The sequence below is a fragment of the Bradyrhizobium jicamae genome (genome assembly GCF_001440395.1).
Taxonomy (GTDB): domain Bacteria; phylum Pseudomonadota; class Alphaproteobacteria; order Rhizobiales; family Xanthobacteraceae; genus Bradyrhizobium; species Bradyrhizobium jicamae.
This window is the reverse complement of record NZ_LLXZ01000077.1, coordinates 14,802-27,320: the sequence shown is the minus strand read 5'-3', so window position 1 is coordinate 27,320 and position 12,519 is coordinate 14,802. Positions and strand designations below refer to the sequence as shown.

General features: G+C 63.4%; 11 protein-coding genes. 9 read left to right on the top strand and 2 right to left on the bottom strand.

Annotated elements, in window-relative coordinates:
• Positions 1–62 precede the first annotated feature (62 nt).
• From CQ12_RS12380 to CQ12_RS12360, 5 genes are read left to right on the top strand one after another with little or no spacing between them, the layout of a single operon-like run.
• On the top strand, positions 63–932 hold the full coding sequence (locus tag CQ12_RS12380; protein ID WP_057835590.1) for a branched-chain amino acid ABC transporter permease: 870 nt from the start codon (positions 63–65) through the stop codon (positions 930–932).
• Positions 933–939: 7 nt separating this feature from the next.
• A complete protein-coding gene (locus tag CQ12_RS12375) occupies positions 940–1,971 on the top strand; it encodes a branched-chain amino acid ABC transporter permease (protein ID WP_057835589.1) in 1,032 nt (343 codons plus the stop codon).
• Positions 1,968–2,720 carry an ABC transporter ATP-binding protein gene (locus CQ12_RS12370; RefSeq protein WP_057835588.1) on the top strand — a complete coding sequence of 251 codons (753 nt, stop codon included), beginning with the start codon at positions 1,968–1,970 and terminating at the stop codon, positions 2,718–2,720. Before CQ12_RS12375 ends, CQ12_RS12370 begins: the two co-directional genes overlap by 4 nt.
• Positions 2,713–3,426 carry an ABC transporter ATP-binding protein gene (locus CQ12_RS12365; RefSeq protein WP_057835587.1) on the top strand — a complete coding sequence of 238 codons (714 nt, stop codon included), beginning with the start codon at positions 2,713–2,715 and terminating at the stop codon, positions 3,424–3,426. Before CQ12_RS12370 ends, CQ12_RS12365 begins: the two co-directional genes overlap by 8 nt.
• Positions 3,427–3,446: 20 nt before the next feature.
• Entirely contained in the window at positions 3,447–4,565 is a 1,119-nt protein-coding gene (locus CQ12_RS12360; RefSeq protein WP_057835586.1) for a cobalamin-independent methionine synthase II family protein, read from the top strand.
• Positions 4,566–4,674: 109 nt separating this feature from the next.
• Here the strand turns inward: CQ12_RS12360 and CQ12_RS12355 are convergent, their stop codons facing one another.
• Together CQ12_RS12355 and CQ12_RS12350 are read right to left on the bottom strand one after the other, a co-directional pair.
• Positions 4,675–6,408, bottom strand: coding sequence for a caspase family protein (locus CQ12_RS12355; protein WP_057835598.1), 1,734 nt, complete (start codon positions 6,406–6,408; stop codon positions 4,675–4,677).
• Between the two features lie 84 nt (positions 6,409–6,492).
• Positions 6,493–7,578: a TIGR02281 family clan AA aspartic protease gene (locus tag CQ12_RS12350; protein WP_057835585.1), complete on the bottom strand. Its 1,086-nt coding sequence runs from the start codon at positions 7,576–7,578 to the stop codon at positions 6,493–6,495.
• 161 nt (positions 7,579–7,739) lie between these two features.
• Here CQ12_RS12350 and CQ12_RS12345 point away from each other — a divergent pair, with 161 nt between their 5' ends.
• The 4 genes from CQ12_RS12345 (at position 7,740) to CQ12_RS12330 (ending at position 12,488) form a co-directional block, all read left to right on the top strand.
• Positions 7,740–9,092, top strand: coding sequence for a hypothetical protein (locus tag CQ12_RS12345; RefSeq protein WP_057835584.1), 1,353 nt, complete (start codon positions 7,740–7,742; stop codon positions 9,090–9,092).
• A gap of 54 nt (positions 9,093–9,146) precedes the next feature.
• Complete coding sequence (gene metK, locus CQ12_RS12340) at positions 9,147–10,343, top strand: methionine adenosyltransferase (protein WP_057835583.1); 1,197 nt, start codon at positions 9,147–9,149, stop codon at positions 10,341–10,343.
• A gap of 126 nt (positions 10,344–10,469) precedes the next feature.
• Positions 10,470–11,897, top strand: a complete 1,428-nt coding sequence (ahcY, locus tag CQ12_RS12335) for an adenosylhomocysteinase (RefSeq protein WP_057835582.1) — start codon at positions 10,470–10,472, stop codon at positions 11,895–11,897.
• 171 nt (positions 11,898–12,068) lie between these two features.
• Positions 12,069–12,488: a nuclear transport factor 2 family protein gene (locus tag CQ12_RS12330; protein ID WP_057835581.1), complete on the top strand. Its 420-nt coding sequence runs from the start codon at positions 12,069–12,071 to the stop codon at positions 12,486–12,488.
• Positions 12,489–12,519: the final 31 nt, after the last annotated feature.

The following is a 12,519-nucleotide window of genomic DNA, read 5'->3' as shown; positions in this document are numbered from 1 at the left end:
ACAGCCCCGGCCATGACGCCATAGCAGTCAGTTTCTCTTCAGACCTTGGCTAAGCTCTTTACATGACCACGCTGTTCACCATCCTGTTCGACGGTGTCGCCTACGGCATGCTGCTGTTCGTTCTCGCCTGCGGGCTGGCGGTGACGCTCGGTCTGATGAATTTCGTCAATCTGGCCCATGGCGCCTTTGCCATGGCCGGCGGCTATATCTGCGCGGTGCTGGTCAACAATCAGGGCTGGCCGTTCTTCTCGGCGCTGCCGCTGGCGTTTGTTTCGGCCGCGGCGATCGGTGTGGCGCTGGAGCGCACGCTTTACCGCCATCTCTATACCCGCAGCCATCTTGACCAGGTGCTGTTCACGATCGGCCTGACCTTCATGTCGGTGGCGGCCGTCGACTACATCATGGGATCGTCGCGGATCTTCATCAAGCTGCCGGCGGCGCTCGAAGGCCAGTTCGATTTCTTCGGCGTCGGCATCGGCCGCTACCGGCTGATGATCATCGTGATCTGCGGTCTGCTCACGGTGGCGCTGCAGTTGATCCTGGCAAAGACCCGCTTCGGCAGCCGCCTGCGCGCCGCCGTCGACGATCCGCGTGCTGCCAGCGGTCTCGGCATCAACGTGCCGCAGGTCTTCGCCTTCACCTTCGCCTTCGGGTGCGGGCTTGCAGGGCTGGGCGGCGCGCTCAGCGCCGAAATCCTCGGGCTCGATCCGTATTTTCCGCTGAAGTTCATGATCTACTTCCTGATCGTGGTCACCGTCGGCGGCTCCTCCAGCATCACCGGGCCGTTCCTCGCCTCGTTGCTGCTCGGCATCGGCGACGTTGCCGGTAAATATTACGTGCCGAAGATGGGCCCGTTCGTCATCTACACCATCATGATCGTAATCCTGATCTGGCGTCCCAACGGCCTGTTCGGCCGCGCCGCCGCGCGATGAGCCCGCGATGACCGCTGTTTCCGACGTCTCCTCCCACGCCATCGCCCGCGCCCGCTGGCGTCCGGCCGAAATTGCGTTCTGGGTTCTCGCAGCATCCTGCGCGTTCCTGTTTCCGTCACGCTATCTGATCATGACCGACATCCTGCGGCTGGCGCTGTTCACGCTGTCGCTCGATCTGATCCTTGGCTATGCCGGCATCGTTTCGCTGGGGCATGCGGCCTTCTTCGGCGTCGGCGCCTATTCCGCCGGGCTGCTGGCGCTGCACGGCATCATCAACGAGCCCGTGATCGCACTGGTGGTCGCAGGGCTGGTCGCCATGGTGCTGGGCTTCCTCACCAGTTTCCTCGTCATCCGCGGCGTCGACCTGACCCGGCTGATGGTGACGCTCGGCATCGCGCTGCTGCTGGAGGCGCTGGCGGAGCGCTTCTCCAACATCACCGGCGGCACCGACGGGCTGCAGGGCATCGAGATGCAGCCGATCCTCGGCCTTTTCGCGTTCGACATGTTCGGCAAGACCGGCTTCTTCTATTCGCTGATCGTGCTGTTCCTGCTGTTTCTGCTGGCGCGGCGGATCGTGAATTCGCCGTTCGGCCTGTCGCTGCGCGCCATCAAGAACAATCCGTTGCGGGCGTCCGCGATCGGCGTGCCCGTCAACCGCCGCCTGATTGCGATCTATACGGTGGCGGCGTTCTATGCCGGCATCGCCGGGGCGCTGTTCACCCAGACAACAGCGCTGGCCTCGCTCGACGTGTTCTCCTTCGAGCGCTCGGCCGACCTGATGCTGGTGCTCGTGATCGGCGGCACCGGCTATCTCTATGGCGGGCTGATCGGCGCCGTCGTGTTCAAGATGCTGCAGGAACTGTTTCAGACCATTACGCCGCAATACTGGCTGTTCTGGATCGGTCTCGTTCTGGTGGTGATGGTGCTGATTGGCCGCGAGCGCATCCATCGCTGGGTGCTTTGGGGGCCGAACCTCATCATCCGTCAGGTGTTCGGACGCAAGGCCGGCGTCGCCGTTCCCGAAAGCGACGCGCCATGACGATCGCGCTCGAAACCAGGGGGCTGGAAAAATCCTTCGGGGGCCTGCGGGTCACCCGCGACCTGTCGTTGAAAGTGGAGCAGGGCGCCCGCCATGCCCTGATCGGACCGAACGGCGCCGGCAAGACCACCGTCATCAACTTGCTGACCGGCGTGCTCAAGCCCAATGCCGGACAGATCCTGCTCGAAGGCAACGACATCACCAACCTTGCGGTTCACAAGCGGGTGCTGCGCGGCCTCTCGCGTACCTTCCAGATCAACCAGCTCTATGCCGACCTGACCCCGCTTGAAACCATCGGGCTCGCCGTCTCCGAACGTCTCGGCCGTGGCGGCGACTGGTGGCGGCGGATGGGGACGCGAAACGACGTCAACGAGGAGATCGCAGAAACGCTCGGGCGTTTTCACTTGCTTGACGTGATGAACGAACCGACAGCGACGCTGCCCTATGGCAAGCAGCGCCTGCTCGAAATCGCGGTCGCGATTGCGACCAAGCCCCGCGTGCTGTTGCTCGACGAGCCCGCCGCCGGCGTGCCCGAAAGCGAGCGCCACGACATTCTGGCTGCCGTTGCGGCGCTGCCGCGTGACGTCACGGTGCTGCTGATCGAGCACGACATGGACCTCGTATTCTCATTCGCCGACCGCATCTCGGTGCTGGTCAACGGCGCCATGCTGGTGGAGGGTCCGCCGGACGAAGTGGCGCGGGATCCGCAAGTGAAGGCGGTCTATCTCGGCGAGGCCGCCGATGTCTGATCTGCTTGCCATCGACGCCTTGCGCGCCGGCTACGGCGAAGCCGTGGTGCTGCCCTCGATGTCGCTTTCGCTCGGTGAAGGCCAGGTGCTGGCGCTGTTGGGCCGCAACGGCACCGGCAAGACCACGCTGATCAATTCGATCGTCGGTATCACCCGTCGTTTCGGCGGCACGGTAGCGCTCGGTGGACAGGACATTACAGCGATGCGCCCGGACCAGCGGGCACGGGCCGGGATCGGCTGGGTGCCGCAGGAGCGCAACATCTTCCGCTCGCTGACGGTCGAGGAGAACATGACCGCCGTGGCCCAGCCGGGTCCGTGGACGGTCGATAAGGTCTACGAAATGTTTCCGCGGCTGAAAGAGCGCCGCAGCAATTTCGGCAACCAGCTTTCCGGCGGCGAGCAGCAGATGCTGGCGATCGGCCGCGCGCTGACCCTCAATCCAAAGGTGCTGTTGCTGGACGAGCCGACCGAGGGGCTGGCGCCGATCATCGTTGAGGAATTGTTAAGGGCACTCGGCACGATCACCCGCTCGGGGGGCATCTGCTCGATCATCGTCGAGCAGAATGCGCAAAAGATTCTGGGGCTCGCCGATCGGGTTGTGATATTGGAACGCGGCGCAATCGTGCATGATGCGTCAAGCCAAGCGTTGAAGGCCGATCCCGCGGTGCTCGAACGCTATCTCGGCGTCGCCGGCGCCGCGCACTAAATCCAATGGGAGTTGAGACCATGCAGAGAACCAAGCCCCCGTTCCGCGCCGACGAGGTCGGCAGTCTGTTGCGGCCGCCGCGCATCAAGGAAGCGCGCGCCAAGCTGGAGAAGGGCGAGATCACGGCCGAGGACCTGCGCAAGGCCGAGGACCTCGAGATCGAGAAGGTCGTGCACCGGCAGGCCTCGATCGGCCTCAAGCTCGCGACCGACGGCGAATTCCGCCGCTCCTGGTGGCATTTCGATTTTCTCGCCAAGCTCACGGGATGCGAACTCTTCCACCCCGAAACCGGCATTCAGTTCGCAGGCGTCGAGACCCGCCATGACGCCGTCCGCGTTATCGGCAAGCTCGATTTCCCCGACAACCATCCGATGCTGGATCATTTCCGCTTCCTGAAGAAGCAGGCCGACACCGCCCACGTCACGCCGAAGATGACGATCCCATCGCCGGCCGTGTTGCATTTCCGTGGCGGCCGCAAGGCGATCTCCAAGGAAGTCTATCCCGATCTGGAGGAATTCTTCCTCGATCTCGGCAAGACCTACCGCAAGGCGGTGAAGGCGTTTTACGACGCCGGCTGTCGCTACCTTCAGTTCGACGACACCGTCTGGGCCTATCTCTGCTCGCAGGACGAACTGCAGAAGGCGCGCGATCGCGGCGACAATCCCGATGGCCTGCAGGAAATCTATGCGCGCGTCATCAACTACGCGCTGGCGGATCGGCCGGCCGACATGGTGGTCACCACCCATGTCTGCCGCGGCAATTTCCGCTCGACCTGGATTTCCTCCGGCGGCTACGAGCCGGTGGCCGAGACCATGCTGGCCGGCACCAATTATGACGGCTACTTCCTCGAATATGATTCCGACCGCGCCGGCGGCTTCGAGCCGCTGCGCTATTTGCCGAAGGGCAACAAGGTCGTGGTGGTCGGCGTCATTACGTCGAAATTCGGCGAGCTCGAGAAGAAGGAAGACATCAAGCGTCGTCTCGACGAGGCCGCCAAGTTCGCGCCGCTCGAGCAGCTCGCGGTCTCGCCGCAGTGCGGCTTTGCTTCCACCGAGGAAGGCAACATCCTCTCCGAGGAAGAGCAGTGGGCCAAGCTGAGCCTCGCGGTCGAGGTCGCCAACGAGGTTTGGGGGAAATAAGTCTCTCCGCCGTCATTCCGGGATGGTGCGTCAGCACCAGACCCGGAATCTCGAGATCCCGGGTTCGATGCTGCGCATCGCCCCGGGATGACGGCGTGAAATCACGCCGTCACTTCTCCGCCAGATAGACCTCGCCCAACAGCGACGAATTCGACCACGGCACCTGCTTGCCCTTGGTCGCGGCGACGACTTCAGCGCGGACCCGCGTCAGCATCTGCTGCACTTCCAATCCCGGCGTGCCGATGTGGCGCGACAGCGCGGCCGAGAACGGGCTGTTGGCGCCTTCGCCGTCGAGTGCGACCTGTCCGGGCGCGGTCGCAAAGGCGATCAAAGTCCCCGCACCGAGCGTCGAACCTGCGCCAAGCGTCGTCGGCGCGGCGAGCCCCGAACCGCCTTCGATGCCGCGCTCTCCGCCTGCGGACACCACCTTCGACGCCATCGGATTGTTGCGGCAGGCATCGAGGATCAGGATGTTGGTGCGGACCTGATCGTCGAGGCCGGCCATGATCGTGTCCATGTCCATCATCGCTTCAGTCATGCGGTTGCCGGCCTGAAGCTGCGCGTCGATCGGCACCAGGTAATTGCGGCCGTCGACCTGGATGCCGTGGCCTGCGTAGTAAACAACCGCGATCTGCGCCCGCGCGGCCTCGCGCAGGAAGTCGCGGATCGTGGCCTGCATCGCTGTGCGGTCGAGATCGATGCCTTCCTTCACGGTGAAGCCGATGTCGCGCAGGCTCTTGGCGATCGAGCGCGCATCATTCGAGGGATTGGGCAGCGGCCTGACATGCGCGTAGCCGCCATTGCCGATCACGAGCGCGACGCGCCGGCTGCTCACAACAGGTGCTTTTTGCGCGGGTGCGGGAGGCGGGGGCGCCGCACCGGCCGGCGCAGGCGGGGCCGCTGCGTCTTCAGCGCGCGAGCGCTGTGATTCCGCCGGCTTTCGCGGCGGTGGTAACACCTCTGACAGCAGTGACAGGCGAACCTTCGCGGTCGCCTGATTGGCCTTGCTGCCGGCGTCGGAAGCCTGACCTTCCAGCACCGTGGCGTAATCCTGCCTGGCGCGGTTGAGATCGCCCTTGGCCTCATAGGAGAGGGCGCGCTGGCTATAGGCCGAGATCAGCACGCTGCCGGGCGGCGTCATGATGTTGACCGGCGCTTTTGCTTTCGCGAGCCGGATCGCCTCGGTAGCGTCGGCGATGGCGCGATCGAGATTGCCCTTGGCACGCCAGATGATCGAACGGCTGGTCAACGGCTGCGGCAGTTGCGGGTCGAGGCGGATCGCCTCGTTGATGTCGGCCAGCGCGCCGTCGAGATCGCCGAGTGCCTGTTTGGAGATGCCGCGGTTCTGCCAGGAGAAGGCGGAGGGCGGACCGAGCTTGATCGCTTGATCGTAGTCGGCGATCGCCTTGGCGTATTCGCCCTTGGAGCGCCAGGCATTGCCGCGGTTGTGATAGATGATGCCGCTCGGCGGTCCCATCCGCAGCCCGTCGTTGAAATCTGATATGGCGATGTCGTCTTCGCCCTTGTCGTAATAGGCGGAGCCGCGCAGATTGTAGGCGGCGACGCTGGGGTGCAGGCGGATCGCCTCGCTCGCATCCGCGATGACCTGCGCGTAGTTGCCTTTCTTGTTCCAGCCGACGGCGCGCCAGAAGTAGATGGTCGCGAGCTTCTCGCCGGAAAACACTTTCAGCGCGATGATCTTGTTGCAGGCGTTGATCTGCTGATCGGCTGGCGTGGTGTCGGTGGTGCAGAGCGGCCCGAGCTGGTTGCGCGGCTGGGCGGCAGCCGCCGCCGACCACAGCGCGGCGGCGAGCAGGGTCAGTGTCAGGATCGCGCGGCGCATCATGTCCCGAACATACCAGCAGATACCGCAGCTTTGTCGCGGGTTTCGGCCACTGGGTTCACGCGGACTCCGGGCGTTCCGACACTATTTCTTCGCCCGGCGGGTGCGAACTTCGATCGATCCGCCGGCCATCTGGACCTCGAACCGGGACAGGAAGCTCATCCCGAGCAGTCCATCGACGCCCGCGCCATAGCTTTTTGCGTCCGTATTCTGGATGGCGACCGGCACGTTGGTCGCTTCCAGCTTGCCCAGTTTCACCTTATCGGCCTTTGTCAGCTTCGCCTTGGTCAATCCATTGGCGGTCGCCACCGTGATGTCGCCGGCTCCGGCCAGCGATATCTTGGCGCGATCGGCGAAATTCGATTTCATCGCGACATAGGTCGCGCCGGTATCGAGAATGAACAGTCCGCGCACGCCATTGATTTCCACCTTGACCGTGACGACGTTCTGCCCGCGCAGCGGATAGCTTTCCTTCTGAAACTCCTTTGACGAGACGCAATTTCCCTTCGCCTCATAGTCGGCGATGATCTTCTGGGTCTGGCTGTTGTCGCGTGTGGCGGGATCGAATGCGACCCACATATTGATCGGCGCCGCCGCTTCGCAGAATCGATTGAGCGCCGCGTAGGCGGCCGCCATGTGTATGAACACGCGGCTGGAGATTCCCTTCTTGTCCGAGCCGAACAGCTCGATCGCATTGGCGAAGTCGACCAGCGCCCGCTGGTGGTCGCCGGCGCCTGCGAGGGCGATGCCGCGCAGATAGTGCGCCTCGCGACTGGACGGCGCGCGGCGGATGAATTCATCGGCGACTTCGACCGCCTTCGGATAGTCGGTCAGCCGCAGATAGATGTCGATCGACCGGTGCAGGGCGGTCGCCGGCGCGCCGCAATTCATGACGAATTTGTAGAGCCCGTTGGCCGCCTCTCGGCGATAGCCGGCCTTGTCGAGCGCCACCGCGAGATCGCCAATGCTTTTCTGGTCGCATGGCTCGCGCTTCAGCTCTTCGAGCCGAAGCCAGACGTAGGGGTCGCGTGCGGCCTTTACGGGTAGCGCGCCAAGTCGCTCATAGACCGCGGAAAAGACTTCGTCGGGATTTTCGTCCAGATAACCCGCAATTGCCGGAGCCTGTGCTGCAAACAGCAGCAAGGCGGCGGCGCAATATCGCTTAAGCATTCTCGCCCCAAAGTATCATTCCACCGTCTTGTATATTGGCAAGTGCAGCGGGTTCCAATGAGGCTGCTCCGGTTATTCGGGCATAGACGTGGTGGGCAGATGGTGGTAGCACGTTTGTGCCATCCAATGCTGCCCACCGCAGCTTCCCAACTTCTTGCCTGATGAAGAACGACCAGATCCTCAGCCAGATCACCGAGTTCTGCCGTCACTCCGACATGGCGGAAACGACGTTCGGCCGCCGGGTGGTCAACGACGGCAAGCTGGTGCATCGCCTGCGCGAGGGGAAGCGGATCACGATCGACACGCTGGATCGGATCAATGCCTATATCGCGGCGTCCACCGGCGCGCTGCCGCCGCCGCGCGGCCTCGACGTGCCGCCCGAGAAGCGCGATCCCAGAGGCAATTTCCGCTTCTTCGAGAACCGCCAGAAGTACCTGCTGTTCGTCCATACCTGCAGCGAGAAGCGGGTGATTGCCGAGCGGGTGGCGCTGGAACTCTCCAGCCTGCACCCGCGGCCGCCGGCGCTGCGGGTCTTCGACGCCGGCGTCGGCGATGGCACCGTGCTGGCGCGGGTGATGCGCTCGATGCACGGCCGCTTTCCCCATATGCCGTTCTATATCGCCGGGAAGGAGCTGAGCCTGGAGGACGTCCGGCTGACGCTCGACAAGGTGCCCGACCGGCTGTTCGAGCACCCGGCCACCGTCGTGGTCCTCACCAACATGCACTACGCCGAGGCGCCCTGGCTGACGCCGGCTTCGCCCACTGCTGCTGCGGGTATGCTCTGGCACGAGGTCGCCCTGCGCGGGGCCTCTTCGGGGGAGTTCGAGACCCAGATCGCCGAACTGGGACCGTTTCTGGAGCAGAACTGGCGGGCTGGTATCAGCCCCAAATCGGGCATGCCGATCTATGAACGGCCGGTGGCGCTGGTCGTGTACCGGGAGGACCACCGGTTCCTGCTTGATTCGATCATCCCGCGGGCGGGCCGGACCGAGGCGAATTTCGACCTTGTGATCGCGTCCCAGCCCTATCGGGCCAAATCCTCTGTGAATTTCCGCGCCAAGCGGATCATCGCGCCGCTGGCGCGGGCGCTGCGGGCAGGGGGCCGCTTGATCGGAATTCACTCCCACGGGCACGATCCTGGCCTGGAAATCATCCAGTCGGTCTGGCCCGGAGAAAATCCTTTCGCGGTCAGCCGCCATGAGCTATTGCGCGCCGTGAAATACGAGCTGGGATCGGCCGGGCGCGACCTTAACTTTAATGCCTACGCCGATAACCGTTCCATCTTCCGTTATGATATGGAAGCGCTGCCCAACGAGGTAACCGGCTCGATCGGAACCTCGACGGCCTTTGCAGCGTGGAATGCGGCAGTGTATGTCGCCCAGATTGAAGACGACCGGTTGACGGAAATGACTGAAAACAGCCGAACCCTGGATGCGACCAGAGAGGTTCTGCGCAAGCATAATGGGCTTTGGTTTTACGACGAATCCTACGTCATTTCGCGCCGTCGCGACTGACATTCCAGGACATATGAAACGCCGCCGGGAATGGCGGAAATGAAGGGGTTGTAGATGCGCGCGTCCTATCTGTTCACCAGCGAGTCGGTCTCCGAGGGTCATCCAGACAAGGTCTGTGACCGGATCTCCGACGAGATCGTCGATCTGTTCTATCGGGAAGGCCCGAAGGCGGGCATCGATCCCTGGCAGATCCGCGCGGCCTGCGAGACGCTCGCCACCACCAACAAGGTGGTGATCGCCGGCGAAACCCGCGGCCCGGCGTCGGTCACCAACGACCAGATCGAAAGCGTGGTGCGCGACGCGATCAAGGACATCGGCTACGAGCAGGAAGGCTTCCACTGGAAGACCGCCGACATCGAGATCCTGCTGCATCCGCAGTCGGCCGACATCGCACAGGGCGTCGATGCGCTGCAGCCGGGCGAGGTAAAGGAAGAGGGCGCGGGCGACCAGGGCATCATGTTCGGTTACGCCACCAACGAGACGCCCGACCTGATGCCGGCGCCGATCTTTTATGCCCACAAGATCCTGCGGCTGATTTCCGAAGCGCGCCACTCCGGCCGCGAGAAGGTGCTGGGTCCGGACTCCAAGAGCCAGGTCACCGTGCAGTACGAGAACGGCAAGCCGGTCGGCGTGCGCGAGATCGTGGTCTCGCACCAGCATCTCGTGGAGGACCTCACCTCCAATCAGGTTCGCGACATCGTCGAGCCCTATGTGCGCGAGGCGCTGCCGAAGGAGTGGATCAACGGCAAGACCATCTGGCACATCAATCCGACCGGCAAGTTCTACATCGGCGGTCCCGATGGCGACTCCGGCCTCACCGGCCGCAAGATCATCGTCGACACCTATGGTGGCGCGGCCCCGCATGGCGGCGGCGCGTTCTCCGGCAAGGACCCGACCAAGGTCGACCGTTCGGCGGCCTATGCCGCGCGCTATGTCGCCAAGAACATCGTCGCGGCTGGTCTGGCCGACCGCTGCACGCTGCAGCTTGCTTACGCGATCGGCGTGGCGCGGCCGCTGTCGATCTATATCGACACCCATGGCACCGGTAAGGTGCCGGAGGACGTGCTCGAGAAGGCGGCTGCGCAGGCGATGGATCTCACCCCGCGTGGCATCCGCACCCATCTCGACCTCAACCGTCCCATCTACGCGCGTACCTCGGCCTACGGTCATTTCGGCCGCACGCCCGACAATGAAGGCGGCTTCTCCTGGGAGAAGACCGATCTCGTCGAACCGCTCAAGCGCGCGGTCTGACTTTTGCGTCATTCCGGGGCGCTCGCGACCGCGAGCGGTCCCGGAATCCTTAATCCTCATTTCGAGATTCCGGGTTCGTCTCTCTTGGCCGATCCGGAATGACGAGCTCAACAACAGGAAGCTCTCATGAACGCCCCCACCAAGCCCGCCTTCACCGACTACATCGTCAAGGACATTTCGCTCGCCGATTTCGGCCGTAAGGAGATTTCGCTGGCCGAGACTGAAATGCCGGGCCTGATGGCGACGCGTGAGGAGTACGGTCCGAAGCAGCCGCTGAAGGGCGCCCGCATCGCCGGCTCCCTGCACATGACGATCCAGACCGCGGTCTTGATCGAAACGCTGGCCGCCCTCGGCGCCGACATCCGCTGGGTATCGTGCAACATCTATTCGACGCAGGACCATGCGGCCGCGGCGATCGCCGCCGCCGGCATTCCGGTGTTCGCGGTCAAGGGTGAGACGCTGACCGAATATTGGGATTACACCGCAAAACTGTTCGACTGGCACGGCGGCGGCACGCCCAACATGATCCTCGATGATGGCGGCGACGCCACCATGCTGGTGCATTACGGCCTGCGCGCCGAGCAGGGCGACGTGGCCTTCCTCGACAAGCCGGGTTCGGAAGAGGAGGAGGTGTTCTTCGCGCTGATCAAGCGGCTCCTGAAGGAGAAGCCGAAGGGCTACTTCGCCGAGATCGCCAAGAACATCAAAGGCGTCTCGGAAGAGACCACCACGGGCGTGCATCGCCTCTACGACATGGCGAACAAGGGCAAGCTGCTGTTCCCCGCCATCAACGTCAACGACAGCGTCACCAAATCGAAGTTCGACAATCTCTATGGTTGCCGCGAGTCGCTGGTCGACGGCATCCGCCGCGGCACCGACGTCATGATGTCCGGCAAGATCGCAATGGTCGCGGGCTTCGGCGACGTCGGCAAGGGCTCGGCCGCCTCGCTGCGCCAGGCCGGCTGCCGCGTCATGGTCTCCGAAGTCGATCCGATCTGCGCGCTGCAGGCGGCGATGGAAGGCTATGAAGTCGTGACCATGGAAGACGCCGCTCCGCGCGCCGACATCTTCGTCACCGCGACCGGCAACAAGGACATCATCACCATTGACCACATGCGCGCGATGAAGGATCGCGCCATCGTCTGCAACATCGGTCACTTCGACAACGAGATCCAGATCGCGGGCCTGCGTAACCTGAAGTGGACCAACATCAAGCCGCAGGTCGACGAGATCGAATTCCCCGACAAGCACCGCATCATCCTGCTGTCGGAAGGCCGCCTGGTGAACCTCGGCAACGCCATGGGCCATCCGTCCTTCGTGATGTCGGCGTCCTTTACCAACCAGACGCTGGCGCAGATCGAATTGTTCGCCAACAACAAGAACGGCAAGTACGAGAAGAAGGTCTACGTGCTGCCGAAGACGCTCGACGAGAAGGTGGCGCGGCTCCACCTCGCCAAGATCGGCGTCAAGCTGACCGAGCTGCGCAAGGACCAGGCCGACTATATCGGCGTCAAGCCGGAAGGCCCGTTCAAGTCGGATCACTACCGCTACTGAGCGCCACAATCGCCGCGACACAAAGGCCCCGGAGCGATCCGGGGCTTTTTTGTTGGCGTGGCTCCTGCTACGCTCTGAGGTAGAACAACAACAAGCTCGCCACTGCGGAAGCGGGCGGCCCACTTTCCAGATTCTATTTTGATGCGTCGAATGCATCGCGGAGGGAGTGCCATGTCCACTGAAGCCGCCAACGTCCAGATCCTCAAGGAAGCCTATCGTCGCTGGCACGACAGCAAGGGGGCCAGCGTCGACCACTGGTTCGACAGCGTTGTTGCCCAGAACATCAGTTTCGGATCGGTGCCGCGTGGTGCCGCTCCACTGAACTTTGCCGCGCAATACAACAACGATGTTGAGCTTCGCGCCTATTTCGACGGCCTGCTGTCGGAGTGGAGCATGAAGCACTACACGGTCGATGAGTACATCGCGCAAGGCGATGTCGTGGTCGCGCGCGGCTCGTGCGCCTGGACCCACAAGAAGACCGGCAAGCTCGCCGAAACGCCGAAGATGGACTACTGGCGCTTCAAGGATGGCAAGGCGGTCGAGTTCTATGAATATTTCGACAGTGCCGCCGTCGCGGCCGCGGCCACCTGAAGCCGGTTGAACCCGGTCCGGCCTCTTGTTG